Genomic DNA, 24,857 nt, shown 5'->3' with positions numbered 1-24,857 from the left:
CCCGCGCGATGATCGAGACGGCCATCCTCGCCGCCTTCCTCGCCTTCTGCCGCATTGGCGCCTGCTTCATGCTGATGCCGGGGTTGGGCAGCGCCCGCCTTCCCGTGCAGGTGCGCCTCTTCGTCGCCATCGCCGCCTCGCTCGCCCTGCTGGCGCATCTGTGGGGCGCCATCGTGCCGCACGTCTCGCGCCAGCCGCAGGCCATGTTCGTGCTCATCGGCTCGGAGGTTCTGATCGGTGCGCTCATCGGGCTGGTGGCGCGCTTCTACGTGCTGGCGCTGCAGTTCATCGGATCGGCCATGGCCATGATGGTCGGTTTCGGGATGGCCGGCGGCGGCGTGGCCGTGGAGGAGAACGAGCTGCAGCCGGAGCTTGCCGCCCTCATCTCCTTCTCGGCGCTGCTTCTGCTGTTCGTCTTCGATTTCCACCACGCCGTCATCCAGGCGCTGGTGGCCTCCTACGAGCTGGCCCCGGTGGATGGACTGTTCGACCCGCAAGCCGCGCTGGTCGATCTTTCCGACACGCTCTCGCAAGCCTTCCTTGTGATGATCCGGCTGGGCAGCCCCTTCGTGGCCTATGCCATTCTGGTCAATCTCGCCGTCGGTTTCATCAACAAGCTCACCCCGCAGATTCCCATCTATTTCATCTCTTTGCCTTTCGTCATCGCCGGCGGGCTGCTGCTTCTCTATTTCGGCATCGCCACCTTTCTGCGCCTGTTCGTCGATGGCTTCCTTCCCACCACGATCGGCGGATAGACGATGGCAGGAGACAGGCACAAGCGGCTGGCGCGGCTCGTCAAGCTCCAGAAGCAGCTTCAGGAGCTTCACGAGACACGCCGCGCAGCGCATCTGGAGCAGGCATCGGCGGCCGAACGGGAGGCCGAGTCCCTCGCCCGGCAGTTCGATGCGCCGGACAGCTTCGCCTCCCTCTTTCCCGCCCTTTATCATGATCGCATCGCCCGCGCCCTGAACGAGAAGGAACGGCAGCTCGATCAGGCAATGGCCGAGACGCGCAAGGTTGCCGCCGCCCGTGCCCGCGTGGAAGTCGCCGGGCGCGCGCATGACAACGCGGTGCGAAAGCACGAACGCGCGACGCAGGAAAAGGCGCTGTTGGAGCTTCTGGAACAGCGGCGCAAGCCCTGAGCGGCAAGCCTGCCGCAAGCTTTGCCTGCCATAGTCGGAAGCAGGCGAAACGGCTCGCGGACGGTGCTCGTGGCAATCTCACCACCCGGCGACATTCTCATGGACGTGGCAAGGGCGGCCGACCCGGAACGGGCGGAGGCAGCCCGCGCGCGCCTGAAGGCCCATGCGGCAGGAACGGCCGACGGCACCTTCGAGGTGTCCGCCCCCGCGCCGAAGGCCGCTGCCGCCCGCATGCCCGAGCATTATGTGCAGTTCGAGGCGATGGTGCTGCAAAGCTTTCTGCAGACCATGCTGCCGGAGGAAAACGCCTTTTACGGCGAAGGGCTTTCCGGCGACATGTGGCGCGGCCTCCTGGCCCAGGAGCTGGGCGAGGCCATGGCCCGGCGCGGCGGCATAGGCATCGCAGAGCGCGTGCTTGGCGACTACACGCTGGAGGACGGCCGCAAGGTGCCGGTCTCCGGCGTCTCCTCCGGACCGCAGGTCGCGGAAGCGGCAAGCCAGAGCGCGCTTGCCAACGGGCTGGTGCAGGAGATCGAACGCCAGATGGCCAGGCGCCTGTCCGCCGATGCCGCTGCCCTTCCCGCAAAAGACGGACGACAATAGCCAGCGTGAGCAGACACCCATGAATGATCCAGCCTCCCTCGCCAGCACTGCCGCTCCCGCGCCGGCCGACGGCAGCGCCGTTGCGCTCATCCCGCTCCTGGAGCGTGTCACCGAGGCCATCGAGGCCGAGACGGCGGCAATCCGCAGCGAGCCGCACTTCGACATAAAGGCCGCGAACGCCCGCAAGAGCCGCCACCTCCACGAGCTGGGCCGCGCCTTCAAGGGCGTCAAGCCGCAACAGCTCGGCGAAGAGCACCGCCAGGCCATGATGCGCCTGCGCGACAGCCTGGCGACCAACGAGGCGACCATTCAGGCGCATCTGAGCGCCGTCGGCGAGGTTGCGGCGCTTCTGCAAAGCGCCATCGAGCGCGCCCAGGCCGACGGCACCTATTCGGTGCGCGAGTTCGGACGCTAGCATGTTCAAGTTCCTTCTCGCCGCCGTCTGGATCAGCGCCGCCACCCTCGGCGCGGTGCTCTACTCGTTTCAGACTTCGCAGGCGGCGAGAAATGCCACGCCCCTGCCCGCCTTCTTCGGCGGGCTCGACTATGTGCGCACGCCGGTCATCTCCATTCCCGTGGTCAAGGAAGGACGGGTGGACGGCTATTTTCTCGCGCGCCTCGTCTTCACCGCGCCGCCGGAAAGGCTTGAAGCGCTGTCCCTGCCCGCCGAAGCACTCTTGACAGACGAGCTCCACAGCTATCTCTACGCCAATCCGCAGATCGATTTCACCGAGCGGGCGAACATCGACCTGGATGCCTTGCGCAATGGCATCAGGGAGAGCATGAACGCACGGGTGGGAGAGGAATTGGTTCACGAGGTGATGGTCGAGCAGATCGACTATCTTTCCAAGGCAGAAATACGCGACAACGCCATTCGCCGCCGTTTACCGCCCCAAAAATGACGCAATTTGAAATGTAAACGGCGTAACTGAGATAGGAAACAGGCTTCATCTGTCCTATTCAGTTATTGTTTTTGATGAAATATTTGAGGAGAATAATCCTTATCTCCGCACGCTGAAGTGCGCATTTTTCCCATGGCGCAGTTCCCGCCGGCACGGCTTTCGCCGCCTGCTCGATGCGCAGGTCGGCTGTCCTGCCGCAACTCTGATCACGCGCCGCAACCACCAGTCCTGGAGGTGTCATGATTTCTTCCGCAGCCCAGACCAACAGACACTGCAACGACAGCCAGGCCATGCCAGCGGTTCGCAGGCGGCTGCCCTGCATCACCTCGCTTCTCGATTTCAAGCTGCGGCGTGCACAACTCCTCGTGTTTCAAGACTTTGCCGCCACGCTGGCGAAGGTGAAGCTGCGCCCGGCCGAATTCTCGGTGCTGGCCATGATCGCCGAATATCCCGGTCAGAAGCAGACCACCATTGCCGAGTGGCTGGGCATCAAGAGGGCGAACTTCGTGTTCCTGATGGACAGCATCGAATCCCGCGGCCTGGCGGAGCGACGCAAGGGTCAGGCGGACCGCCGCTCCCATTCCCTGTACCTCACCGAGGAAGGAGAGCGCTGCGTGGAGCGGATGACGGCACTCTGGCAGGAGCACGAGAACCGCATGATTGCCCGTCTCGGCGGACGGCAGAATCTGGAGCGCCTGACGGATCTCCTCGACCGGCTGCTGGATGAGCCGGGCAAGGGGGGAAAGCCCTCGCCCGCAGATTCACATTGACGTAAACGTAACTTGGCTGCTACGCCATGGTGCCTCGCCGGTTCAAGCCGGCGGGCGGAGCGGGCGGGCTTATCCGCCTGCCACCCAAGCCGCAGGAAGGAGCAGCCATGGGACTGGATGAAATCGCCGAGAAGATGCGTGAACGTTTGGCCGGCCGGTCACTCGACGGTTCGGTGAAGTTCGACTGCGGCGCCGAGGGCGCCCTGCTGCTGTCCGGCACCGAGATCTCCGTGGGCGATGGCGACGCCGACTGCACGATCGCGCTTTCCAGGGACGATCTGGAGGCGCTGATCTCCGGCGATCTCGATCCCACCTCTGCCTTCATGCAGGGCAAGCTGCGCGTCGACGGCGACATGGCGCTGGCCATGCAGCTGAGCCAGGTGATCTGAGCGGCCCAATTTCTCCGCGCGGCGAGCGCCCGGCACCAGCACCCCATGCGCGCCGTCGAGCGCGCCCTCGACAAGTTCGAGCGCCAGGAAACGCTCCCTCTCATAGGGACCGGGCATGGCAAGCGAGCCGGTCTTGCACGCAGAAAAGCCGAAGCGGGCATAGTAGCCGGCATCGCCCACGAGCAGTATGGCGCGGTGGCCAAGCTGTCGCGCCGCGCCGATGGCGTGGCGCATGAGGGCGGAGCCGATCCCCGCCCCCTTCATCGCCGGCTCCACGGCAAGCGGTCCAAGAAGCAGGGCCGGCGCGCCGGCCGCGCCGAGCCGCACCTCCCACAGCCGCACGGTGCCCACGAGCGCCCCGTCCGCGCTGCGCGCGACAAAGGCCAGCCCCTGCGCCGGCCGCCGTCCGCGGCGCAGCCTCTCGGAAGACTTGCGCTTGCGCTTCGGCCCCATGGCGCGGTCGAGCAGCGCCTCGCGCGCGCCCGCGTCACCGGGGGTTTCCTCGGTGATGATGAAAGCGGCGGCCCGCCCGGCGGCGGCCGGGTTGCCAGCATCCTTGAAAGCGTGTCCGAGCATCTCTGCAATCCTTCCCGGTATGAAATGCCCGCCAGGGTTCGTGCCCGCGGGCGGGACGCCGGCAGGCACGGGTGGAAAAGGGCGCTGATGCGCCCCTCAGATCACGTAGGATCGCAGCGGCGCAAAACCGTTGAAGGCCACCGAGGCATAGGTGGTGGTGTAGGCGCCCGTCCCCTCGATCAGCACCTCGTCGCCCACCGTCAGCGACAGGGGCAGCGGATAGGGCGTCTTCTCGTAGAGGACGTCGGCCGAATCGCAGGTGGGGCCTGCCACCACGCAGGGCGCGGTTTCCTCGCCATCGTGCCTGGTGACGAGCGGATAGCGGATCGCCTCGTCCATCGTCTCGGCCAGTCCGCCGAACTTGCCGATGTCGAGATAGACCCAGCGCACCGCATCGTCTTCCGACTTGCGGGAGATCAGCACCACCTCGGACTTGATGACGCCGGCATTGCCCACCATGCCGCGGCCCGGCTCTATGATGGTCTCCGGCAGCCGGTTGCCGAAATGCTTGCTGAGCGCGGTAAAGATCGCCTGGCCGTAGGCCTGGGCCGCCGGCACGTCGCGCAGGTAGCGCGTGGGGAAACCGCCGCCCATGTTGACCATCCTGAGCACGATACCCTGCTCGGCCAGCGCCTCGAAGACGAAGCGCGCATCGCCCAGCGCGCGGTCCCAGGCGGAAAGATCCGTCTGCTGAGAACCAACGTGGAAGGATACGCCATAGGCATCGAGGCCGAGCGCCGCCGCATGGCGCAGCACGTCGACGGCCATCTCCGGCACGCAGCCGAACTTGCGCGACAGCGGCCACTCCGCACCCGCCCCATCGGTCAGCACGCGGCAGAACACGCGCGAACCCGGCGCGGCACGGGCGATCTTCTCCACCTCCTCCTTGCAGTCGACGGCAAAGAGCCGGATGCCGAGATCGAAGGCGCGGGCAATGTCGCGCTCCTTCTTGATGGTGTTGCCGAAGGAGATGCGATCAGGGGTCGCGCCCGCATCGAGCGCCATCTCGATCTCGGGCACGGAGGCCGTGTCGAAGGAGGAGCCGAGATCGGCCAGAAGCTTCAGGATCTCCGGCGCCGGGTTGGCCTTCACCGCATAAAAGATCCTGGAATCGGGCAGGGCCCGCTCGAAGGCGCGATAGTTCTCGCGCACGACGTCGAGATCGACGACGAGGCAGGGCCCCTCGGGACGTCGGGTTGCGAGAAAGTCGAGAATGCGCTGCGTGGCCATCGGGGTATCTCCTTCTCCGGCGGCGGCAGGCCGCCCTTGCTGGAAGCTCAAGCTCAACGGGCCATCGGCCCGCGGTGGACAAAGGATGCGGCAAACGGATCGACGGGCCGGAGGGTGGAAGTTGCCGGAAACCCGTGGATGCGCTTAACGCATGACAATGAGCGCCCGCCTCTCGGCGAAAGCTCCGCTTTGTCTGCCTCAGCTTTGGTATGGGAGATTCCCATCCGCACTGCCGGCAATGAAGGTGTGCCTCTTTAGTAACCCCGGTCTTTGGACAACCGGCAGACACCAGAAAGGCCCGCACCGTCGTTGCTTCAAGGTGTCCTCGGTTTCGTGGTTGGCCGCGAAACCGACTGGAGGGGTTAGGTCCAGGTACCTTACCGGTTTCCTCGCCATTTCCGAGGCCCGGCGGACACCCACAGGCACGTGCGACTTTGGGCAGGCGCGGATATAGGCGCCTTGCCTGTCACAATCAAATGAAAAATCGGCCTCGGCTTGAAAAATTTCGAGCAAGCGCCGATTGTCGGCCGCAAACCCACCGAGGAGCAGGAATGACGGCGACACGAGATGCGTTGAATGCCTTTCTGGATTACGCCCAGGCGGCGGTCTCCTCTTCGCCGGAAGGGCCGTTGATGGGCCTTACCCTCGCCGTCAAGGACATCTACGACGTGGTGGGCTATCCGACGGGCGGAGGCAACCCGCAGAGGGGCGCCGAGAGCGGCATCGCCCGGACCACGGCCCCCGCCATCCAGGCGCTGCTCGATGCCGGGGCGCGGTTCCTGGGCAAAACCCAGACCGACGAGCTCGCCTACTCCATGATCGGCATGAACGCACACTTTCCCGCGCCGGTGAACCCGCGGGCGCGGGATCGGGTGACGGGCGGCTCCTCCTCCGGCTCGGCGGCCGCCGTCGCCGGCGGTCTCGCCGACATCGCCATCGGATCGGACACCAACGGCTCGATCCGCGTGCCCGCCTCGTTCTGTGGGCTGGTCGGCCTGCGCACCACCCATGGGCGCATCTCCATGCAGGGGGCCATGCCGCTCGCCCCTTCATTCGATACCTTCGGCTGGTTTGCCCGCGACATCGCCACCTATGCCGCCGTGGGCGACGTTTTGCTGGGTGCCGACAGCCATGAGGTGCCCCTCGCCCGCCCCGTGCGCATCGCCGAAATGGAGACGTTGCTCTTCGGACAGGAGGAGCGCACGGCCTATGGCGCGATGCTGAGGCGCGTGCTGGAACATTTCGAGCGGCCGGCAGGCTTCCTCGCCCTGCCCTGCCCGACGGGCGAGCTGTTCGAGCATTTCAAGGAGATCCAGGCCCACGAGGCATGGCAGGCGCACGGCGCCTTCCTCTCCCGAGGGGAGCGCGGTCTGGGTCCCGGCGTGAGGGAGCGCTTCGCCTATGCCCGCTCGGTGAGCGCGGCGACGGCTGAGGCGGCACACCGCTTCCGCCGCGACGTCATCGCCGATTTCACGGCGCTCATGGACCCGGACATGGTGGTGGTCTTGCCTTCTGCGCCCAGCGCCGCACCGCTGAAGATCGCCACCCAGCCCGAATTCGACGCCTATCGGGAGAAGGCAGCGCCGCTCACCTGTCTCGCCGGCATGCTGGGCTGGCCCCAGATCACCCTTCCCCTGGGTGAGGTGCATGGCGCGCCCTTCGGCATCTCGCTGCTCGGCCCGCCGGGAAGCGACCGGCAGCTCATCCGCCTGGCTGCCGCCATCCTGGCCTGAGGAGGGGACCCGGCATGGACACGCTGACCCGCATGCGCGCCTTTATCGACGTGGTCGAGGCGGAAGGCTTTTCCGCCGCCGCCCGCAAGGTGGGCCGTTCCAAGGCGCTGTTGTCGAAATATGTGCGCGAACTCGAGGACGAGCTCGGCGCCCTGCTGCTCAACCGCACCACGCGGCAATTCTCGCTCACCGAGGCAGGCCAGACCTACTACCGGCGGGCCGTCGAGATCGTGCGCGAAATCGACAGCCTGGCCGAGACCATTCGCGACTCATCCGGCGACATCAGGGGGCGCATCCGGCTTTCCGCACCGCGCACCTTCGCCGACGCGCCCATCGGGCGATCGCTGATCGACTTTGCGGCCGCCCATCCCGAGGTCGTGCTCGACATCCAGCTCGACGACCGGTTCGTCGATCTGGTGGAAGAAGGATTCGATCTTGCCATCCGCATCACCAGGCTGGAGGATTCCTCGCTGATTGCCCGGCGCCTGGCACCTTTCACCCTGCCGCTCTGCGCCGCCCCCGCGCTCATCGAAAAGGTGGGCAGGCCTGCCCATCCGCGGGACCTCGAGCGCCTGCCCTGCATCGTGGACACCAACGGCCGCTTCCGCCAGAACTGGCCCTTCAGGGAGCGTGACGGCACGCCGCTCACCGTCTCCGTCTCCGCGCGCATCGAGGTCAACAGCCCGCTGGCCGTGCGCAATGCCGCGGTGGCGGGGCTGGGATTTGCCTTCCTGCCGGATTTCATCGCCGCGCCCGAGATCGAGGCGGGGCGCCTCGTGACGCTGCTCGACGAGCACATCACCGATGGCGCCGGCATCTTCGCCGTCTATCCGCATCGCCGCCACCTGCCGGCCAAGGTGCGCGCGCTCGTGGATTTCATGGCCCGCTGGCTCAAGGAAAACTGCGACAGGGGTTGAGAACGGGCGGCCGGCGGACAACCGCCGCTGCCCCGTTCCGCTGTCCCATTTTCGCCTGCTTCGTGATAGACAAGTCGCCTCTCGGCTCAGATGGGGGACGACTGCACATGCATTGTTGGACGCGAATGGCAACGCTCGCCCTTGTGTGTGCCGCGAGCACACCGGCCTTCGCCCATCCGCATGTATTTGCCGAGGCGCGGCTCGACGTGATGGTGAACGGCAATCGCGAGGTGGAGGCGCTGCGCCATGTGTGGCGGTTCGACGACCTCTTCTCCAGCACGGTGCTGCTCGAATTCGACCGCAACCAGGACCTCACCCTGGACGCCGAGGAGCTTCAGGAAGTTGCCGACGTCGTCCACGAATCGCTGGCCGAGTTCAATTACTTCCAGGTCGTCACCGCCAACGGCCGCGACGTCGGGATGCAGCCGCCCGAGCGGCTGATGACCGATTTCGTGGATGGCCAGCTCATCATCCTGTTCGAGTCGCGGCCCGCAGGCCCGATGCCCCTTCAGGGCAGGGTGGAGTTCGGCGTCTACGACCCCACCTTCTACACCGCCATAGACTTCGTGGAAGACAGCTACATGAATGTCGAGAACCTGCCCGAGGGCTGCAGCCGGGCCGTCATCCGCCCCGACCCCGAGGAAGCCATCGCCCAGAATCAGCAGACGCTGACTGAAGCCTTCTTCAACGATCCGGGCGGCAACGACCTGAGCAAGATCTTCGCCACCAAGCTCGAGATCCGGTGCGACGCCAATGGCTAGCCTAAGCTCCAGGGCAGGTCTGGCCAGGCTGCTGCTCGCTGTCGGGGTTCTGGCGCTCCTGGCGCTGCCCGCCCATGCCCAAAGCTCCCTCGGCATCGGCGCCGCCGAGCCTTCGCTCGCCCCCGTGGGGCCTCTGGCCGGCCTCATGCAGTGGATCAACACCCAGCAACAGGCTTTCTACCGGGCGCTGACGGGCGCGCTGAAGGCCATGCGCCAGGACGGCTCTCAATTGTGGGTGCTGGTGGGCCTGTCCTTCGCCTATGGCGTGTTCCACGCGGCGGGCCCCGGCCACGGCAAGGCGGTGATCTCTTCCTATATGGTCGCCAACGAGGTGACGCTCAGGCGCGGCGTCCTCCTGTCCTTCGCTGCCGCCGCGATGCAGGCGATCACCGCCATACTGCTCATGGCGGCGGTCTTTCTGGCGCTGCGCGGGACCGCCATTTCCATGACGCACGCCACCCGTTTTCTGGAAAGTGCGAGCTTCGCGCTCATCGCCGCCTTCGGTGCCTGGCTTCTGTGGCGCAAGCTTCGCCATCTGGTGGCGAAGGGAGGGCCTTCACGGCCGGCCGCCCACAGCCTCTCGGCCGCCCATGCCCAAGAAGAACATCACCATCATGGGCACGGCGAGGGCGAGGACCACCATCATCACCATGACCATCACGATCATGCGCCGGGCGAAGCCTGCCCCACCTGCGGCCATGCCCACGCGCCGGACCCGACGGTGCTCGCCGGGGAGCGCCTCGACTGGAAAACGGGCTGGTCGGCCGTCGCCGCGGTGGGGTTGCGCCCCTGTTCCGGCGCTCTCATCGTGCTGACCTTTTCCTTTCTCAACGCGTTGTGGCTTGGCGGCATCGTCTCCGTCTTCGCCATGGCGCTCGGCACGGCCATCACCGTCTCCATCCTCGCCACACTCGCCGTGACAGCCAAGAACTGGGCAGTGGCGATCGCCGGCGGCGGCGCATGGAGCGCGCGCATCCATGCCGGCATCGAGATTGCCGGCGCGCTTCTCATCCTCGTGCTGGGGCTCATGCTTCTGGCGGCAAGTCTGGCGTAGCCCTCACCGCCCCTTGCGCCGCTGGCTGCGCGCGCGCAGCCAGAACAGGACGAAAAAGCCGGCGACGAACAGAACCGCCACGCCCGCCGCCGCCACGGTCGAGATGTCTCCCACCACCAGCATCACGTGCGGCAGGAAGAATGCGGTAAGCCCGAAACCCACGAGAATGAGGGCCGCGGCGACGGCAGCTTCACGATTTTCCTTCATCGCCGGTCAACCTCTCGCATCCGTCTCGCCCTGCCTGCCTGCGGCACGCTCCATCTGCATCATCGCCTCCAGCCGCTTTTTCTGCCGTCCCGACACATCGAAATTTTCCGGCGAAAGCCAGGTTTCGAGCGCCGCCCGGATCGCCGGCCATTCATGGTCGAGAATCGCATACCATGCCGTATCGCGGTTTTCGCCCTTTATCACCATGTGCTGGCGAAAGGTGCCCTCGTAGCGGAAGCCGAAGCGCAGGGCAGCCCTTTTCGACGGCTCGTTGCGCGCGTTGCATTTCCACTCGAAACGGCGGTAGCCGAGATCGTCGAACAGGTGGCGGGCAAACAGGAAGAAGGCTTCGGTGGCAAGGCGCGTCCGGGCGATCGTCGGGCCCCAGTAGATGCTGCCAATCTCCGCCACACCATTGGCCCGGTCGATACGCATGAGGGCCTGCCGGCCGCCGACCTGCCCTGTCGCGGCATCGACGACGGCAAAGAACAGCGGGTCGTGGCTGGCCGCGGCCCTTTCGAGCCAGGGCTGGAGCGCCGCGCGGCTTTGCGGGGCCGTTTCGGCAAGCCAGCGGAACCGCTGCGCCGCATCCGCCACGCTGCACGCTGCGTAGAGCCCATCGCCATGGCGGTCGGGATCGAGCGGCTCCAGCCGCACATAGCGGCCCGCAAGCAGCGCCCGCGCCGGCGCGGGACGCGCGGTCCAGTGTTTCAGATCATCCACCGGGTGGCTCCTTCAATTGACGATTTCCGCCCGAAGCCTCACAAAAGCGCACGCAGCACAACAGAACCAGGACGGAAACGCCCAATGCTCCAGACTGTAGCCGCCTTCGACCGCATCGGCGAGGAGAATGCCTTCGCCGTCCTCGCGCGGGCGACGGAACTGGCCCATCAGGGCCGCGACATCATCAATCTCGGCATCGGCCAGCCCGATTTCCAAACGCCGGAGCACATCGTCGAAGCCGCGGTGAAGGCGTTGCGCGACGGCCATCACGGCTACACGCCGGCCACCGGCATTCTGCCGGCCCGCGAAGCGGTGGCCCGCCGCACCCTCGCCACCACGGGCGTGGAGGTCTCGCCGGACAACGTGATGATCCTGCCGGGCGGCAAGCCCACCATGTATGCCGCCATCGTCATGTTCGGTGAGCCGGGGGTGGAAATTCTCTATCCCGATCCGGGCTTTCCCATCTACCGCTCGATGATCGAGTTCACGGGCGCCACCCCGGTGCCGGTGCCGATGCGCGAAGAGAACGGCTTCGCCTTCTCGGCGGAGGAGACGCTCTCGCTCATTTCGCCGAAGACGCGGCTCCTCATCCTCAATTCGCCCGCCAATCCCACAGGCGGCGTGACCCCGCGCGAGGAGATCGAGACGCTGGTCAAGGGGCTGGAGGCGCACCCGCAGGTCGCCATCCTCTCAGACGAGATCTACGACGTCATGACCTATGACGGCCACGCAGCGACCTCGCTCCTTACCTTCCCCGCGATTCGCGACCGGCTCATCGTGCTCAACGGCTGGTCGAAGACCTGGGCCATGACGGGCTGGCGGTTGGGCTGGTCCATCTGGCCGGACCAGCTCTATGACAAGGTGCGCAAGCTCGCGGTCAATTGCTGGTCCTGCGTCAACGCGCCGGCACAATATGCGGGCATCGCCGCCATCGACGGCCCGCAGGACGAGGTGGAGAAGATGATGCGCGCTTTCGACGCGCGCCGCCACATCGTGGTCGAGGGGCTGAACGGGCTTCCCGGCGTCACCTGCCTGATGCCCCGGGGCGCCTTCTATGCGTTTCCCAACATCAGGGCGACCGGCTGGAAGGCCAAGGCGCTGGCCTCCGCCTTGCTGGAGGAGGCGGGCGTGGCGCTCATCGGCGGCCCGGATTTCGGCGTGCTCGGCGAGGGCTATGTCCGCGTTTCCTACGCCAATTCGGAGGAGAACATCCTGCGCGCCATCGAGCGCATCGGCGACTTTCTGGAAGCAGGCCGCCGGTAGCGCTTTCGCCGGCACGTGGCTTGAAATCCAGCCCGAACGGAAGGGGCGGCACCAGGGGCGCCGCCCCCGTTCGAACCGCGCTTGGGAGGAGGAAAGCCGATCCGAAGGACATATAGTCCCCTCGCAGGGTTAAGAAGTGCTTAACGCCCCTCCTCAGCGTGTCACGATCTCCGGTCCCATCAGGCTGTAGGGCAGCCAGGTGGAAAGCACCGGCGTATAGGTGACGAGGATCAGGAACAGGAAAAGCACCGCCACGAACGGAAGGGCCGCGCGCACCACCTGCACCAGGCTCATGCCGGTGATGCCCGAGGTGACGAAAAGGTTGAGCCCGATCGGCGGCGTGATCATGCCGATTTCCATGTTCACAACCATGATGATGCCCAGATGCACCGGGTCGACGCCGAGCTCCATGGCGATGGGAAAGACCACCGGCGCCACGATGAGGAGCAGGCCCGAGGGCTCCATGAACTGGCCGCCCAGAAGCAGAAGCACGTTGACCGCGATCAGGAAGGTGAACCACGTGAAGCCGGCATCCAGCATCAGGCTGGTGATGGCCTGCGGAATGCGCTCGGCGGTGAGCACATGCGCGAACAGCAGCGCGTTCACGATGATGAACATCAGCATCACCGTGGTGCGCGCCGCGTCCACCATCACCTTGCGCGTATCCTCGTTGAAGAAGGCAGGCAGGAGGTTGCGTGCCATCAGCGCCAGATTGCGCCGCCAGATCGGCAGGCTGGCCGCGAGGAGCAGAGGAATGTTGCGCGGGCTTCTCTCCTCGTCGCGCCACAGCACATAGGCGACCATGACGCAGACCGACAGCGCAAGGCCCGCCAGCGCCCGCCCGGACAGGCTCACCCCTTCCCAGCCGGCCGTGAGGAAGAAGGTGAGGATCATCCACACGAAGAAGAAGGCGATGGCATAGACCGTGGCGGAGAAGCCGGTGCGCGCGCGCCGGCCGTCCTCCTCGCGCACCCACGGCACGCCCTTCATCGGCCCCATGTCGCGATAGACGAACAGCGCCACCGCGAAGGCATAGACGGCCGCCACGGCCGCGGCCTCCGTGGGCGTGAAGACGCCGCCATAGATGCCGCCCAGGATGATGATGATGAGGAACAGCCCCCATCCCGCCTGCTTGCCGCCTTCCACGATCTCGTGGAAGCCCTTCCACTCCTCCGCCGGCAGGTTCTTTACCCTGGCCATGACGTAGATGGCGATCATCAGCATCAGCCCTGCGACGAGGCCCGGCACGACGCCAGCCAGGAACATGCGGCCCACCGAGACATCCGTGGCTGCGGAATAGACCACCATCACGATGGACGGCGGGATGAGAATGCCCAGCGTGCCCGCATTCGCCACGACACCGGCGGCGAAGTCGCGCGTGTAGCCCACCTGCCGCATCCCGGCGATGGCGATGGTGCCGATGGCCACCACCGTAGCCGGCGACGAGCCGGAAAGCGCGGCGAACATCATGCAGGCCAGGACGGAAGCCATCGCCAGCCCGCCCCGGAAGTGCCCGACGGTCGCAATGGCAAAGCGGATGATGCGCCGCGCCACTCCGCCGGTGGACATGAAGGCGGAGGCGAGGATGAAGAAGGGAATGGCCAGCAGCGTGTAATGCTGCGAGGCGGTGAAGAGCTGCAGCGCCACCGAGGAGATGGAATCGTTGGAAAAGAACGCGATGACGATGAGCGAGGACAGCCCCAGCGACACTGCCACGGGAACGCCCAGAAACAGCAGAGAGAGAACGAGAATGAAGAGGATCAACGGTTCCATGGCCTGGCCACTCAATCACCTGCCGCGTTGCGGTTTTCGCTGACGAGGTCTTCCGCCTCGTGCCCGGCGATCAGCAGCTCCCGCCGGCCCGTGGCGATCGCCACCACGCCTTCGAGCCCCCGATAGGCGAGCAGGGCGAGCCCGACCGGCAGCATCAGATAGGCCACCCAGCGGTGCACCCTGTCCTGCAGGCCGAAGGCCTCCTGCATCCACAGCGGATAGCGCAGGTCGGTCAGCCCCGTCCCGCGGTCGAACATGAAGGTCCAGTAGCCGACGGCCCCGGTCTGGCGCCAGTTGGTGGAAACGTCCGCCCCCAGCCAGGCAAGCCAACCCGCATAAAGCAGGATGAAGGCATAGAGGAAGATGCAGACGGCACCGAAAATCGCCACCGCGCGAAACAGCGGCCCCGGCATGAGACGGATAAACGCATCCACGCCCAGATGGATGCCGTGCTTCACGCCGTAGCTCATGCCGAACAGGATCATCCAGGCAAACAGGATGCGCGTGAACTCCAGCGCCCCGCCCCAGCCGGTGTTGAACCCGTAGCGGGCAATCACCTGCGAGAAGGAGACGAAGGTGATCGTGGCAAGCAGGATGGACAGGATGTTTTCTTCAAGCCGCTCGATGGCCGCCGGCCAGCGCCTTTCGGCAAGAAACAGCCCACCCACCAACGCCAACAGCGCCAGCGATGGCCACAGCAATGTCATCGAAGCCTCCCGATCGGATTATGCCCGCGCGCTGCATCCCCGGGCCGAAGCCTTCTCGTTGTCACGCGGGAGGAGCGGTTGCGCCCGCCGCTGCGGGCGCAACCGGATGCAATCAGGACCCGGCCGAGGCCGCTGCCTGGATGAGATCCGCACCGATGTCGCCCTCGAACTGCTCCCAGACGGGCTTCATCGTCGTCAGCCACTTCTGGCGCTGCTCGGGCGTCAGCTCGCGGATCACGCCGCCGGCGTCGAGGATGTTCTGCCGGCAGGCGGCCTCCTTGTCGGCCACGGCTGCATTGGCCTCCACCGTCACCTCATCGACGATCGACAGGAACTGGTCGCGCACCTCCGGCTCCAGCCCTTCCAGCCAGTCCGTGGACGTCACCACCAGATAGGCCAGAAGCTGATGGTTGGTTTCGGTGATGCCGTCCTGAACCTCGAAGAACTTCTGGGTGTAGATGTTGCACCAGGAATTTTCCTGGCCGTCCACGACGCCGGTCTGCAGCGCGCCGTAGACCTCGCTGAAGGCCAGCTTCTGGGCGGAGGCGCCCATCGCCTCGATCATCGCCACGGCCACATCCGAGGTCTGCACCCGGAACTTCAGCCCCGCCGCGTCGCCCGGCTCGAGAAGCGGCTTGTTGGCGGAGAACTGCTTGAGGCCCGACATCCAGTAACCGAGCCCCGTATAGCCCTCATCCTCCGTCACCTTCAGCAGGTCCTTGCCGGCATCGGAACTGATGAAGGCGTTGACCGCATCGAGGGTGGGAAACAGGAAAGGCAGGTCGAACAGCCGGTACTTCAGCGTGTAGGCCTCGAACTTGGCAAGCGAGGGTGCGGCAAGCTGCACGTCGCCCAGAAGAAGCGCCTCCATCACCTTGTCATCGTCGTAGAGGGTGGAGTTCGGAAAGACCTCCATACAGGCCGTGCCGTTCATCTCCTCGTTCACCCGCTCGGCGAGCAAGGTGGCCGCATCGCCCTTCGGGTGGCCCTTCGCCGCCACCACATGGCTGAACTTGATGACCATCTCGCCATCGTCGCAGGCGGCCTGAGCCCCGGATGCCAGCGCCGTCAGCGCGACGGCGGACAATGCCGCGATCAGCGTTTTCATGGGTTCTCCTCCTCACTCGTTCTGACTTCGTTCCCCGCATCGCAGCCGATAGGGCTGCTTCTCGGAATGTTAAGGCATAAATAATGCTGCGGCCTTCCACAAGCGCTACGATCCTCCAATGCCGGTCTTCCCCACCTCCACCGGCCGCATCAGCCTGGCCTGCTCCACCGACACCGCCTTGACGAGCGCCACCACCCGCCGGCCGGGACCGAGCGCCAGCGCCTCGGCCGACTGACGCGTGATGCGCGAGAACAGCCGTTGCCGCCCGAGCGCCAGCGTGATCTCGACCGCCGTTCCACGGGGCACCACCTGCTCCACCGTGCATTCGAGCTGGTTGCGGATGGAAAGTCCCTCGTGCCGATGGGTTGCGATCGCAACATCGCCCGCCCGCACCTTCAGCCGCACGCGCCCGCCGAGCGGCAGGCCCGGCGCGCCGAGCTCCACGGTCGCGCCGCCAAGATCGACGGTAGCGGTCTCGTAGCGGGGATCAATGCCGCTCACCCGGCCTTCCAGAAGGGCCACGGCCTCTCCGTCGCCGCTGGGGGCCAGGATCTGCGCCGGCGTTCCCACCGCGCGCACGCGCCCCGCCTCCAGCGCCACCACCCGGTCGGCAAGCCGCGCCACCTCGTCCGTCTCGTGGCTGACATAGAGCACGGGAATGCGCGTCTCGTTGGCCACCGCCTCCAGATAGGGCAGGATCTCGGCCCGCCGCTGGCGGTCGAGCGAGGACAGCGGCTCGTCCATCAGCAGGATCTCCGGCTCGGCCAGAAGCGCGCGGCCGATGGCCACACGCTGGCGCTCGCCGCCCGAAAGCGTGGCCGGCAGGCGGTCGAGATGCGCCTCCAGCCCGAGCAGCGCCACCACCTCCGCCACGTCGCGCCGCGCCGCCCGCCGCCCGGCCCAACGCGCGTAGGTGAGGTTCCGGTGCACCGAAAGATGCGGGAAAAGCCGGTCCTCCTGGAAGACGAAGCCGATGCCGCGCGCCCGCGCCGGCAGGTCGATGCCGGCACGGGCGTCGAACAGCACGCGCCCGCCGGCGACGATCCGCCCCGACTGCGGCCGTGCCAGACCCGCGATCATCTTGAGGATCGTGCTCTTGCCCGCGCCGGAGGGGCCATAAAGCGCCGTCACTCCGGGCGGTGCCCGGAAGCGCGCCTCGACCGCAAAATTGCCGGCGCGGCCGGCAATGTCCACCTCAAGCGCGTCCATCGCTGCCCCTCCGGACAAGCCGTCCCGCCCACTCGGACACGAGCACCGCGCCAAGCGCCAGCAGCACCGAGACGAGGATGAGACGCAGCGCCGCCGGCTCCGCGCCGGGGCTTTGCAGCAGCGCATAGATGGCAAGCGACAGCGTCTGCGTTTCGCCGGGAATGTTGGAGACGAAGGTGATCGTGGCGCCGAACTCGCCCAGCGCCTTGGCAAAGCCCAGCACGGCGCCGGCGACGAGGCCCGGCAACGCCAGCGGCAGCGTGACCGTGAAGAAGACCGTCACCCGCCGGGCGCCAAGCGTGGCCGCTGCATCCTCCAGCCCCCGGTCGACGGCCTCGAGCGACAGCCTGATGGGGCGCACCAGCAGCGGAAAGGCCATGACGCCGGCAGCCAGCGCGGCCCCCGTCCAGCGGAAGGCGAAGGTGAGGCCAAGGAAGTTCTCCATCAGCCGCCCGAGCGGCCCCTGCCCGCCGAACAGAAGGAGAAGCCCGTAGCCAGTGGCCACCGGCGGCAGCACCAGCGGCAGGGTGACGAGCGCCTGCAGCAAGCCACGGCCGGCAAAGCGCCGGCGTGCCAGAAGCCATGCCACGGCGAAGGCCGGCGGCAGCGCAAACAGGATGGCGGCCAGCGCCACCTTGGCCGAGAGCAGGATGATGTCCACCTCGCTCATCGCACGCCCCGCCGCCCGCCGGCCTCACCGCGGTGCCGCAAAGCCCAGCCCCCGGAATATTGCCTGCCCCTGCGGGCCGGAGAGGAAGGCCAGGAACGCATCTGCCGCCGGCGCCGCATTCCCGGTTGCCGCCGCCGGATAGACGATCGGGGGATGGCTGCCGGGCGGGAAGGTGTAGAGGCGGGCAAGATCGCCCTCCACCGCCTTCTGGTCGGAACCGTAGACAATGGCCGCCGTCACCTCGCCGCGCCGTGCCAGCTCCAGCGCGACGCGCGCATTCTCGCCGAAGACGGCCCTGCCCTTCAGCGCCTCCCAGAGGCCGAGACTTTCGAGCGCCGCCTTGGCATAGGCGCCGGCCGGCACATGGCCCGGATCGCCCATGGCGAATCGGCCTCGGCCGAGGAGCACACCGGCATCCGCAATGCGCGGCATCGGCCCGCCAGCCGCGATCACCAGATCGTTGCCTGCCACATTCCTGCGGCTTTCGGCGCGGAGGAAGCCCCGCTCTTCCAGCCAGTCGGTCCATGCGAGATTGGCGGAGATGAAGATGTCGGCCGGCGCACCCGCCGCGATCTGGCGGGCCAGCACGGAGCTTGCCGCGAGCGAGACCACGGTCTCGACCCCGCTTTCGGCCTCGAACGCCGCGGCGGCCTGTTCCATCGCCTCGCGCATGCTGGCGGCGGCGAACACGGTCAGGCGCTCCTGCGCTGCCGCGAAGGAGGAGGCAAGACCGGCAAGCAGAAAGAAGACAATGGCAGAAATTCTGGACAACACATCCCCCACGCTCGACGTGCGAACGCGCACGAACTGCAGGACGTGATGGTGGACAGGCCGGGCATCCGCGCCCCGGATGCGCCGCCGTCCTTGCTGCAGAGGCGGCCGATCACTGCCGCCCGCGCCGCATGGGCGCAGCCGCAGTTATGCAGGCCGTACCGCGATTTGGCAAGCCGGTGAGGCTCAGGCGGTGGTCTCCGCCACCGTCGCCTCGATGTGATCGACCAGCATGTCCGGCAGCTTCAGCCGCCCGGCCAGCATGTCCAGATAGCCGCGCTCGGCGCGGCTTTTCGGTTCGATGGCAAGACGCGAGGCGGTGTAGAGCTCGACCTTCTGCGCGTCCGTCTCCGCCGCCGCCACCAGCGCATCGAGATCGACAGGGCGCGCGAGCTCTTCCACGAGAAAGGCTTCCGCCTCCGCACCGATCGACGTTTCCTTCAGCCGCTCGGCAATCTTCCGGCGCTCCTGCGCGTCGATATGGCCGTCGGCGCGGGCGGCCGCGATCATGGCCCGCACCAGGGCAAGGGCAAAGGCGTCCTCGCCCTGCGGCGCCTGGGCGGGATCGAAGGTCGTATCGGCAGGCGGCGGCAGCAGCTCCTGCTCCTGCGGGGTCTCGCCCGGCTGGCGGCCGGCCTGATAGTCCCGATAGGCCTTGTAGGCGAGGCCGGCAATGGCGGCCATGCCGCCCAGCTTCAGGGCACTCTTCGTCAGCTTGCGCCCTTTCCCCGTACCCAGCAGCACCGCCACGATCGCTCCCGTGGCAAGCGGATTGTCCTTGGCAAGCTGCGTGATCTGGCCCGCCTTGTCGCCCACCGTCGATTCCGTCCCCGGAACCCGCGAGCCCAGAAGGTCGTTGAGCAGCTTCTTTGGGTCGATCATGGCGTTCTCCTGGCAGCCGGCATACCCCACATCGCTGGCAGAGGTAGGTGCGGGGGCCGCACAATGCAATCCGGCGGGCACGCCAAAATGCGCTCATGGCGGGGACAGAATCCCGCGACAGCAGCGGCAGGGAAGAAAAATACGGTGCATTTCCAGCGGGTTGCCCAGGAGGGCAAGACAGTTTTGTCCCCGCTTCCCGCGACCGGCGCAAAATGGGCCGAGCAGCAGGGAGGTTTGCGCATGTTTTCAGAAAAAACGACGACACTCGTCCGGGAGGCAGCCCGCCGTCTCGAAGTGGAGCCGGCCGCGCTCCTTGCCGTGATCGAGGTGGAAAGTGGCGGACGCGCCTACACGCTCGTAGACGGCAGACGCGAGCCGCTCATCCGTTTCGAGGGCCATTACTTTGACCGCCGCCTTTCCCCCGCGCTGCGCGCCAGGGCGCGCCGCGCCGGCCTTGCCGCGCCAACCGCCGGCGCGATACGCAATCCGCCCGGCCAGGCCGCGCGCTGGCGCATGCTGAAGCGGGCGGCAGAGATCGACCGGCACGCCGCCTACGAATCGACTTCGTGGGGCCTCGGCCAGGTGATGGGCGCCCACTGGGCCTGGCTCGGCTATGAAAGCGCGGAAGCGCTGGCGGAGACGGCGCGCAGCGGGGTGGGCGGACAGCTCGACCTGATGCTGCGCTATATCGAAAGGGCCGGCCTGACGGAAACGTTGCGCCGGCGCGACTGGCCGGCCTTTGCCCGCGCCTATAACGGCCCGCGTTATGCCGCGCGCAGCTATCATGTAAAGCTTGCCCTCGCCTATCGCCGCCATGCCCGCCGTCTGGCGGCGGCGAAGGCACCCCCCGCGGCAGAGCGCCTCCAAGAGGGGGACCGGGGCGAAGCGGTGCGGCATCTGCAGCTTCTGCTGCGCGCGCTTGGCTACCCGCTCGCCGTCGATGGGATCTTCGGCGCCCAGACGCGCCAGATCCTGCGGCGCTTCCAGGCCGAGCACGGCCTGACGCCCGACGGAACCGCCGGGCCGCGCACCCTTGCCGGGATTCGCGATGCGCTGCCGCTCAGCCGCGCCGCAAGGGCGCTATGGACGGGCATCGTCGCGCTGCGCCAGCGGGTGGGCGCGGCCGCCGCCGCGCGGCGCGGCATTTGAATTCGCGCTGAATCGGGCTATGAGGTGCCGCAAGGACGATGTGCTGGAGCCGGTGATGAAGAAAACGAAGACAGAAGAGCTTCTGGAGATCCTGTCGGGGCAGCCGGTCATTCCGGTGCTGAAGATCGAGCGCATCGCCGATGCGGTGCCGCTGGCGCGTGCCCTCGCCAGGGGCGGGCTGCCGGCGGTGGAAATCACCCTGCGCACGCCGGACGCGCTGGATGCCATTCGCCTTGTGGTCGACGAGGTGCCGGAGGCCATTGTCGGCGCCGGCACGATCCTTACGGGCAAGGACTTCTCCAACGCTGCCAGCGCGGGCGCGCGCTTCATCGTCTCGCCCGGCACCACGCAGGAGCTGCTCGACGCCGCCGCCCGCTCCGACGTGCCTTTCCTGCCCGGCGCGGTGACGCCGAGCGAGATCATGGCGGTGAGAGAGGAAGGCTATGAGGTCCTGAAGTTCTTCCCGGCCGAGCAGGCCGGGGGCTCGGCGTTCCTGAAGTCGCTTGCCTCGCCGCTGTCGACCGTGCGCTTCTGCCCGACGGGCGGGATTACGCCGGACAACGCCAACGACTATCTCTCCCTGCCCAATGTGGTGTGCATCGGCGGTTCCTGGGTGGCGCCCGAGGCGGAGCTTGCCGCGGGCAACTGGGACGCGGTGGAGAGGCTGGCACGAGAGGCCGCGGCCCTCGCCCGCAAAAAGCGCTAGTCGAACTTCGCCAAAGACAGGAAGGTGACAGCACGACCGCTGAACTGGCGGGCGTCCGCCACATCGAGGTCCCGCCGGAAGCCCGTCGTATAGACGGCCTTGGGCGCGGCCGCGATCACCGGGCTGAAGGCCGGCACGGCGGGCGGCGGCAGAACCGCTTCGAGCATCGGCTCGCGGCTGAGCATGCGGCTGGCCAGTGTCGCGGTGGTGGGCAGCACCATCGGCTTGCGCGCGCCGCCCGCATCCTGCGGGCCGGGCCGCGGTCCCTTCTCAGGCGTCGTCGGCACGCTGCCGGAAACCAGCATTTCCGGCGAAATCCCGCTGTCCTTCTGCAACAGCGCTGCTCGCGGCGAAGCGGCCGCAAGAGCCGGCTTCTCCTCGCCGCGCGCATCGCCTGCAATGGTTCTTCTGCTCGTTTCGTCTTCACGCCTGGCCTGTGCCGGCACCGGCACGGACAGCGCGGCAAGGGCATAGGCCGGCCGTTCATCCCCGGCGGCGCGCGCCGGCACCGGCCTTGGAGCGGGCGGTGGAACGTCGTCTTCGTCCTGCGATTCGGGCTGGGTTGCCAGAAGCTCGGCGATCACGTCGGGCGAGCGCGACGGTTGCGGCCGTGGCACCGGCGTGGCAAAGGCCGTCGCCACCGGCGCCGCCTCCTCGCGCGCATCCTGCGCACCGGGCGGTGTATAATCCGGCCGGCGGGTGGGCAGCGGCACATCGGCAAGGGCCACCTGCACATCCGCCTGTTGCGGCTCCGGTGTCGGCTGCTCGGCGGTTTCGGCTGCCGGGGCCTGCCCGGGCGGCGGCGTTCCCACCTCCGCCTGCGGGCGCGGCGCAAGGCGGGGAACGGGGAGCGCGCGGGCCGGCAACGCGGCGAGAATCGTTCCCGGCGTCTCCTCCTCGCGCTGCGGTTCCGCCCGGCGGGCCGGCGGCTGCTGCGCGGTGCGTGCCTCTTGCACCGCGCGTGCGGGGCGCGCGGTGGAGGCAATCTGCGTCTCCGCGTTGTCCTCCTCCTCGTCCGCGCCACCGCCGAAGATCATGGCCAGAAGCCCGCGCCCGCGGTTGGGCCGCGAATCGTCAGCAACCTGGATCGTGCCGCCGCTGCGCTTTCGCGCCTCATAGGCGGCAAGCGCCTGCTGGTAGCCGGGCATAGGCTTGCCGTCGGACGGCACGTGCAGCGTCTTGCCGTCGGGGAACACCGATGCCAGCTCCCTGCGGCTCATCCGCGGCCAATGGCGCACGCTGCCCACATCGAGATGGACGAAGGGCGAGCCCGAACGCGGATAGTAGCCGACACCGCCCTCCTGCATCCTCAGCGCAACGTTGCGCAGCTTGGTGAGGTTGACGTCGGGCAGGAAAAAGTCGATCGCATTGCCCAGCATATGCTGGCTCTTCTTGGCGACGCCGCTGGAGCGCTTGCGCAGCATCGCGTTGGTCTCCGGCGAGCGATAGGCGGAGACCACATGGATATAGTCGCGCGAGCCGGAGGCGCGATAGACCTCCCAAAGCAGGTCGAGCAGGCGGGGATTCATGTTTGTCGGCTCGTTGCGCCGCCAGTCGCGCAGGATGTGGTTGACCTGCCTGAGACCGCTCTGCAGATAGCGCCCGTTGCGCTTGTAGGTGATCTCGGCGCGTTCACCGGTGTGCAGGAAGTAGAGCTTGAGCGTGCGTGTCTCGGCGCTTGCGTGCGGGGCGGCGGCAAGCAGGAACGCCAGGGCAAGCATGATCCCGGCCAAGAGCCCGGCCGGTCTGCTCCCTCTCCCGCGCAATCGGCGATGTAAAACGTCGTCGCTTTTCAAACCGTGGCCTTGGGCTGAAGTTGTCCCCGAAACGAGAGCCGATCACCGACCCCGAAAGGTACCCTCACTCTCGGCGATAATGGTTAATCGAGACTTAGCAAAACCGCAATGCATCAAGAGCATGGCGACAACGTGGCACCGCGCTCCCCGGCGCCGGCCTTGGTGAATCGAACGTCAACGAAGGCCGGTGGCGCCGTCACGCGCCGCGCTGGCGCGTGGCGGAGGGATCGAGGTCCATCTCCTTGAGCTTGCGATAGAGCGTGGAGCGGCCAATGCCCAGCCGCCGGGCGACCTCGCTCATCTGCCCGCCGTAATGCTCGATCGCAAGGCGCAGCATGTCGCGCTCCGTCGCCGCCAGGGTGCGGATGTGGCCATCCTCCCCGAAGGCGCGCAGATGGCCGGGCGGCGATGCGGCCTGCCGTCTGGTCCGCGTTTCCGCCTCCTGCGGTGCCGGCCCGCCCTGGCGGGCGGCGAGCAGCGTCTCGTCGATGCCTTCGACCTGGGCGCGGATCTGCGGGAATTCGGCCGCCGTCAGCATCTCTCCCTCGCTCAGCACGACGGCGCGGAAGACGGCGTTTTCGAGCTGCCGGATGTTGCCCGGCCAGTCATAGGCCGACAGCATCTCCAGCGCCTCGCCGGTGATGCCGCGCACGCGCGCCCCGGCCGCGGCGTGCGAAAAGCGCTCGATGAAATGCTGAACCAGCAGCGGGATGTCCTCCCGGCGCTCGCGCAGCGGCGGCACCATGATCGGAAACACGTTGAGCCTGTAGAACAGGTCCTCGCGGAAGCGGCCTTCCTTCACCCGTTCCAGAAGGTTGCGGTTGGTGGCCGAGATCAGCCGGATGTCGACGCTCACCGTGCCGCGCCCGCCCACCGGGTCCACCTCCCCCTCCTGCACCGCGCGCAGCAGCTTCACCTGCACCTCGGCCGGCAGGTCCCCGATCTCGTCGAGAAAGAGCGTTCCGCCATCCGCCTCGACGAACTTGCCGCGGTGTTTCTCCGTGGCGCCGGTAAACGCGCCCTTCTCGTGGCCGAACAGGATGCTTTCCACCAGATTCTCGGGGATGGCGCCGCAATTGACGGTCACGAAAGGCTTGCTGCGCCTGGCGCTTTCGCCGCGGATGGCGCGGGCGATCATCTCCTTGCCGACACCCGACTCCCCCTCGATGAGGATGGGAATGTCGGAGGCAGCCGCCTTGCGCGCCAGCCGGATGACGCGCTCCATCGCCGGGCTGCCCGTCACGATGTCGCGGAAGGCAAAGCCCCTGTCCGGACCGCTCTTCCTGCGCACGGCACCTTCCAGCGCCCCGACCTTGAGCGCGTCGCGGATTGCCGCGCCCAGCCGCTCCTGCGAGACGGGCTTGACGACGAAATCGAAGGCGCCGGCACGCATCGCCGCCACCGCCGTCTCCACGCCGCCCCTGGCCGTCTGCACGATGACCGGCGTGGCAACACCCGCCCGGCGCATACGCTGCATCACCGCGATGCCGTCCATGTCCGGCATCGCCAGATCGAGGATGACAGCGCGCGGTTCCCACTTGAGGGCGGCAAGCGCCTCCGCGCCGCCCGACGCCGACAGCGGTGCGTGGCCAAGCCTGCGGACCGCCGCTTCCAGCAGGCGGCGCTGCACCGGATCGTCGTCGACAATCAGGATTGTGTCGGACATGAATGCAACAGCTTCCAAAAAATCACGCAAGAGTGGTCGTCGGCATACTGGAACAATATCGCACAGGCTTCTAAACAGGCGCTCAAGAAACCCGGTGAACGAATCCTTGACGATGCTTCGCATTCCGCCGGGCAAGAACATTGCGATTTC

Annotated in this window: 27 protein-coding genes and 1 pseudogene; 14 read left to right on the top strand and 14 right to left on the bottom strand. The window is 67.2% G+C overall.

Translation table 11 applies throughout. The annotated features are described in order from the left end of the window. Positions 1 to 8: 8 nt before the first annotated feature. The 5 genes from fliR (at position 9) to NYR58_RS05025 (ending at position 2,647) form a co-directional block, all read left to right on the top strand. Positions 9 to 755: a flagellar biosynthetic protein FliR gene (fliR, locus tag NYR58_RS05045; RefSeq protein ID WP_261519383.1), complete on the top strand. Its 747-nt coding sequence runs from the start codon at positions 9 to 11 to the stop codon at positions 753 to 755. 3 nt (positions 756 to 758) lie between these two features. Beyond that, entirely contained in the window at positions 759 to 1,142 is a 384-nt protein-coding gene (locus tag NYR58_RS05040; RefSeq protein ID WP_261519382.1) for a hypothetical protein, read from the top strand. A 69-nt stretch (positions 1,143 to 1,211) separates the two neighbouring features. Next, positions 1,212 to 1,745 (top strand): rod-binding protein, encoded by a 534-nt coding sequence (locus NYR58_RS05035; protein WP_261519381.1) that lies wholly within the window; start codon positions 1,212 to 1,214, stop codon positions 1,743 to 1,745. A 19-nt stretch (positions 1,746 to 1,764) separates the two neighbouring features. After that, positions 1,765 to 2,160, top strand: coding sequence for a hypothetical protein (locus tag NYR58_RS05030; RefSeq protein WP_261519380.1), 396 nt, complete (start codon positions 1,765 to 1,767; stop codon positions 2,158 to 2,160). A gap of 1 nt (position 2,161) precedes the next feature. Then, a complete protein-coding gene (locus NYR58_RS05025; protein ID WP_261519379.1) occupies positions 2,162 to 2,647 on the top strand; it encodes a hypothetical protein in 486 nt (161 codons plus the stop codon). Positions 2,648 to 2,705: 58 nt separating this feature from the next. Here NYR58_RS05025 and NYR58_RS05020 read toward each other — a convergent pair whose 3' ends face one another. Then, positions 2,706 to 2,888 carry a hypothetical protein gene (locus tag NYR58_RS05020; RefSeq protein WP_261519378.1) on the bottom strand — a complete coding sequence of 61 codons (183 nt, stop codon included), beginning with the start codon at positions 2,886 to 2,888 and terminating at the stop codon, positions 2,706 to 2,708. Here NYR58_RS05020 and NYR58_RS05015 point away from each other — a divergent pair. After that, positions 2,887 to 3,417, top strand: a complete 531-nt coding sequence (locus tag NYR58_RS05015; RefSeq protein ID WP_261519377.1) for a MarR family winged helix-turn-helix transcriptional regulator — start codon at positions 2,887 to 2,889, stop codon at positions 3,415 to 3,417. The genes NYR58_RS05020 and NYR58_RS05015 overlap by 2 nt on opposite strands. A 26-nt stretch (positions 3,418 to 3,443) precedes the next feature. Next, positions 3,444 to 3,806 (top strand): SCP2 sterol-binding domain-containing protein, encoded by a 363-nt coding sequence (locus NYR58_RS05010; RefSeq protein WP_315903321.1) that lies wholly within the window; start codon positions 3,444 to 3,446, stop codon positions 3,804 to 3,806. 18 nt (positions 3,807 to 3,824) lie between these two features. Here NYR58_RS05010 and NYR58_RS05005 read toward each other — a convergent pair. Both NYR58_RS05005 and NYR58_RS05000 read right to left on the bottom strand, forming a co-directional pair. After that, positions 3,825 to 4,382 (bottom strand): annotated as a pseudogene (locus NYR58_RS05005) (GNAT family N-acetyltransferase); the annotation flags it as partial. Positions 4,383 to 4,478: 96 nt separating this feature from the next. Beyond that, positions 4,479 to 5,612, bottom strand: coding sequence for a type III PLP-dependent enzyme (locus NYR58_RS05000; RefSeq protein ID WP_261519376.1), 1,134 nt, complete (start codon positions 5,610 to 5,612; stop codon positions 4,479 to 4,481). Between the two features lie 551 nt (positions 5,613 to 6,163). Between NYR58_RS05000 and NYR58_RS04995 the strand changes: the two genes are divergently transcribed. The 4 genes from NYR58_RS04995 to NYR58_RS04980 all read left to right on the top strand — a co-directional run bounded on the left by NYR58_RS04995 (position 6,164) and on the right by NYR58_RS04980 (position 10,077). Continuing rightward, positions 6,164 to 7,345: an amidase gene (locus NYR58_RS04995; RefSeq protein ID WP_261519375.1), complete on the top strand. Its 1,182-nt coding sequence runs from the start codon at positions 6,164 to 6,166 to the stop codon at positions 7,343 to 7,345. Positions 7,346 to 7,359: 14 nt separating this feature from the next. After that, positions 7,360 to 8,262: a LysR family transcriptional regulator gene (locus NYR58_RS04990; protein WP_261519374.1), complete on the top strand. Its 903-nt coding sequence runs from the start codon at positions 7,360 to 7,362 to the stop codon at positions 8,260 to 8,262. A 125-nt stretch (positions 8,263 to 8,387) separates the two neighbouring features. Beyond that, complete coding sequence (locus NYR58_RS04985) at positions 8,388 to 9,023, top strand: DUF1007 family protein (RefSeq protein ID WP_261519373.1); 636 nt, start codon at positions 8,388 to 8,390, stop codon at positions 9,021 to 9,023. Beyond that, on the top strand, positions 9,016 to 10,077 hold the full coding sequence (locus NYR58_RS04980; protein ID WP_261519372.1) for a nickel/cobalt transporter: 1,062 nt from the start codon (positions 9,016 to 9,018) through the stop codon (positions 10,075 to 10,077). Before NYR58_RS04985 ends, NYR58_RS04980 begins: the two co-directional genes overlap by 8 nt. A 3-nt stretch (positions 10,078 to 10,080) precedes the next feature. On the opposite strand, the gene NYR58_RS04975 is transcribed toward NYR58_RS04980, so the two are convergent. Together NYR58_RS04975 and NYR58_RS04970 are read right to left on the bottom strand one after the other, a co-directional pair. Continuing rightward, positions 10,081 to 10,284 (bottom strand): hypothetical protein, encoded by a 204-nt coding sequence (locus tag NYR58_RS04975; protein ID WP_261519371.1) that lies wholly within the window; start codon positions 10,282 to 10,284, stop codon positions 10,081 to 10,083. A 6-nt stretch (positions 10,285 to 10,290) separates the two neighbouring features. Then, entirely contained in the window at positions 10,291 to 11,007 is a 717-nt protein-coding gene (locus tag NYR58_RS04970; protein WP_261519370.1) for a GNAT family N-acetyltransferase, read from the bottom strand. 84 nt (positions 11,008 to 11,091) lie between these two features. Here NYR58_RS04970 and NYR58_RS04965 point away from each other — a divergent pair, with 84 nt between their 5' ends. After that, positions 11,092 to 12,270: a pyridoxal phosphate-dependent aminotransferase gene (locus tag NYR58_RS04965; RefSeq protein ID WP_261519369.1), complete on the top strand. Its 1,179-nt coding sequence runs from the start codon at positions 11,092 to 11,094 to the stop codon at positions 12,268 to 12,270. Positions 12,271 to 12,423: 153 nt separating this feature from the next. Here the strand turns inward: NYR58_RS04965 and NYR58_RS04960 are convergent, their stop codons facing one another. The 7 genes from NYR58_RS04960 to NYR58_RS04930 all read right to left on the bottom strand — a co-directional run bounded on the left by NYR58_RS04960 (position 12,424) and on the right by NYR58_RS04930 (position 19,390). After that, a complete protein-coding gene (locus tag NYR58_RS04960; RefSeq protein ID WP_261519368.1) occupies positions 12,424 to 14,043 on the bottom strand; it encodes a TRAP transporter large permease in 1,620 nt (539 codons plus the stop codon). 11 nt (positions 14,044 to 14,054) lie between these two features. Then, positions 14,055 to 14,750 (bottom strand): TRAP transporter small permease, encoded by a 696-nt coding sequence (locus NYR58_RS04955; protein ID WP_261519367.1) that lies wholly within the window; start codon positions 14,748 to 14,750, stop codon positions 14,055 to 14,057. A gap of 112 nt (positions 14,751 to 14,862) precedes the next feature. Next, positions 14,863 to 15,858, bottom strand: a complete 996-nt coding sequence (locus tag NYR58_RS04950; RefSeq protein ID WP_261519366.1) for a DctP family TRAP transporter solute-binding subunit — start codon at positions 15,856 to 15,858, stop codon at positions 14,863 to 14,865. 105 nt (positions 15,859 to 15,963) lie between these two features. Continuing rightward, entirely contained in the window at positions 15,964 to 17,067 is a 1,104-nt protein-coding gene (modC, locus tag NYR58_RS04945; RefSeq protein ID WP_261519365.1) for a molybdenum ABC transporter ATP-binding protein, read from the bottom strand. Continuing rightward, entirely contained in the window at positions 17,054 to 17,737 is a 684-nt protein-coding gene (gene modB, locus NYR58_RS04940; RefSeq protein ID WP_261519364.1) for a molybdate ABC transporter permease subunit, read from the bottom strand. The genes modC and modB overlap by 14 nt, the downstream gene beginning before the upstream one ends. 24 nt (positions 17,738 to 17,761) lie before the next feature. Beyond that, positions 17,762 to 18,508: a molybdate ABC transporter substrate-binding protein gene (gene modA / locus NYR58_RS04935; protein WP_261519363.1), complete on the bottom strand. Its 747-nt coding sequence runs from the start codon at positions 18,506 to 18,508 to the stop codon at positions 17,762 to 17,764. A gap of 186 nt (positions 18,509 to 18,694) precedes the next feature. After that, complete coding sequence (locus tag NYR58_RS04930) at positions 18,695 to 19,390, bottom strand: tellurite resistance TerB family protein (RefSeq protein WP_261519362.1); 696 nt, start codon at positions 19,388 to 19,390, stop codon at positions 18,695 to 18,697. Positions 19,391 to 19,630: 240 nt separating this feature from the next. Between NYR58_RS04930 and NYR58_RS04925 the strand changes: the two genes are divergently transcribed. Together NYR58_RS04925 and NYR58_RS04920 are read left to right on the top strand one after the other, a co-directional pair. Next, the gene (locus NYR58_RS04925; protein ID WP_261519361.1) at positions 19,631 to 20,539 is read left to right on the top strand and encodes an N-acetylmuramidase domain-containing protein; all 909 of its coding nucleotides are present in this window, start codon (positions 19,631 to 19,633) and stop codon (positions 20,537 to 20,539) included. A gap of 55 nt (positions 20,540 to 20,594) precedes the next feature. Continuing rightward, positions 20,595 to 21,245, top strand: a complete 651-nt coding sequence (locus NYR58_RS04920) for a 2-dehydro-3-deoxy-phosphogluconate aldolase (protein WP_261519360.1) — start codon at positions 20,595 to 20,597, stop codon at positions 21,243 to 21,245. Here NYR58_RS04920 and NYR58_RS04915 read toward each other — a convergent pair. Together NYR58_RS04915 and NYR58_RS04910 are read right to left on the bottom strand one after the other, a co-directional pair. After that, positions 21,242 to 22,966 carry a DUF882 domain-containing protein gene (locus NYR58_RS04915; protein ID WP_261519359.1) on the bottom strand — a complete coding sequence of 575 codons (1,725 nt, stop codon included), beginning with the start codon at positions 22,964 to 22,966 and terminating at the stop codon, positions 21,242 to 21,244. The two genes, NYR58_RS04920 and NYR58_RS04915, sit on opposite strands and share 4 nt — an antisense overlap. A gap of 271 nt (positions 22,967 to 23,237) precedes the next feature. Next, positions 23,238 to 24,707, bottom strand: a complete 1,470-nt coding sequence (locus NYR58_RS04910) for a sigma-54-dependent transcriptional regulator (protein WP_261519358.1) — start codon at positions 24,705 to 24,707, stop codon at positions 23,238 to 23,240. Positions 24,708 to 24,857 lie beyond the last annotated feature (150 nt).

This window comes from Chelativorans intermedius, assembly GCF_025398255.1.
Lineage (GTDB): Bacteria > Pseudomonadota > Alphaproteobacteria > Rhizobiales > Rhizobiaceae > Chelativorans > Chelativorans intermedius.
The sequence above is the reverse complement of the archived record's forward strand: the minus strand, read 5'-3'. Positions and strand labels throughout refer to the sequence as shown.

Bases quoted from the DNA above. Each gene is read 5' to 3' on its own strand.
- fliR (WP_261519383.1), top strand. From the start codon at position 9: ATGATCGAGACGGCCATCCTCGCCGCCTTCCTCGCCTTCTGCCGCATT.
- NYR58_RS05040 (WP_261519382.1), top strand. From the start codon at position 759: ATGGCAGGAGACAGGCACAAGCGGCTGGCGCGGCTCGTCAAGCTCCAG.
- NYR58_RS05030 (WP_261519380.1), top strand. From the start codon at position 1,765: ATGAATGATCCAGCCTCCCTCGCCAGCACTGCCGCTCCCGCGCCGGCC.
- NYR58_RS05025 (WP_261519379.1), top strand. From the start codon at position 2,162: ATGTTCAAGTTCCTTCTCGCCGCCGTCTGGATCAGCGCCGCCACCCTC.
- NYR58_RS05015 (WP_261519377.1), top strand. From the start codon at position 2,887: ATGATTTCTTCCGCAGCCCAGACCAACAGACACTGCAACGACAGCCAG.
- NYR58_RS05020 (WP_261519378.1), bottom strand. From the start codon at position 2,888: ATGACACCTCCAGGACTGGTGGTTGCGGCGCGTGATCAGAGTTGCGGC.
- NYR58_RS05010 (WP_315903321.1), top strand. From the start codon at position 3,444: ATGGTGCCTCGCCGGTTCAAGCCGGCGGGCGGAGCGGGCGGGCTTATC.
- NYR58_RS05000 (WP_261519376.1), bottom strand. From the start codon at position 5,612: ATGGCCACGCAGCGCATTCTCGACTTTCTCGCAACCCGACGTCCCGAG.
- NYR58_RS04995 (WP_261519375.1), top strand. From the start codon at position 6,164: ATGACGGCGACACGAGATGCGTTGAATGCCTTTCTGGATTACGCCCAG.
- NYR58_RS04990 (WP_261519374.1), top strand. From the start codon at position 7,360: ATGGACACGCTGACCCGCATGCGCGCCTTTATCGACGTGGTCGAGGCG.
- NYR58_RS04985 (WP_261519373.1), top strand. From the start codon at position 8,388: ATGGCAACGCTCGCCCTTGTGTGTGCCGCGAGCACACCGGCCTTCGCC.
- NYR58_RS04980 (WP_261519372.1), top strand. From the start codon at position 9,016: ATGGCTAGCCTAAGCTCCAGGGCAGGTCTGGCCAGGCTGCTGCTCGCT.
- NYR58_RS04975 (WP_261519371.1), bottom strand. From the start codon at position 10,284: ATGAAGGAAAATCGTGAAGCTGCCGTCGCCGCGGCCCTCATTCTCGTG.
- NYR58_RS04965 (WP_261519369.1), top strand. From the start codon at position 11,092: ATGCTCCAGACTGTAGCCGCCTTCGACCGCATCGGCGAGGAGAATGCC.
- NYR58_RS04960 (WP_261519368.1), bottom strand. From the start codon at position 14,043: ATGGAACCGTTGATCCTCTTCATTCTCGTTCTCTCTCTGCTGTTTCTG.
- NYR58_RS04955 (WP_261519367.1), bottom strand. From the start codon at position 14,750: ATGACATTGCTGTGGCCATCGCTGGCGCTGTTGGCGTTGGTGGGTGGG.
- NYR58_RS04950 (WP_261519366.1), bottom strand. From the start codon at position 15,858: ATGAAAACGCTGATCGCGGCATTGTCCGCCGTCGCGCTGACGGCGCTG.
- modC (WP_261519365.1), bottom strand. From the start codon at position 17,067: ATGGACGCGCTTGAGGTGGACATTGCCGGCCGCGCCGGCAATTTTGCG.
- modB (WP_261519364.1), bottom strand. From the start codon at position 17,737: ATGAGCGAGGTGGACATCATCCTGCTCTCGGCCAAGGTGGCGCTGGCC.
- NYR58_RS04930 (WP_261519362.1), bottom strand. From the start codon at position 19,390: ATGATCGACCCAAAGAAGCTGCTCAACGACCTTCTGGGCTCGCGGGTT.
- NYR58_RS04925 (WP_261519361.1), top strand. From the start codon at position 19,631: ATGTTTTCAGAAAAAACGACGACACTCGTCCGGGAGGCAGCCCGCCGT.
- NYR58_RS04920 (WP_261519360.1), top strand. From the start codon at position 20,595: ATGAAGAAAACGAAGACAGAAGAGCTTCTGGAGATCCTGTCGGGGCAG.
- NYR58_RS04915 (WP_261519359.1), bottom strand. From the start codon at position 22,966: ATGCTTGCCCTGGCGTTCCTGCTTGCCGCCGCCCCGCACGCAAGCGCC.
- NYR58_RS04910 (WP_261519358.1), bottom strand. From the start codon at position 24,707: ATGTCCGACACAATCCTGATTGTCGACGACGATCCGGTGCAGCGCCGC.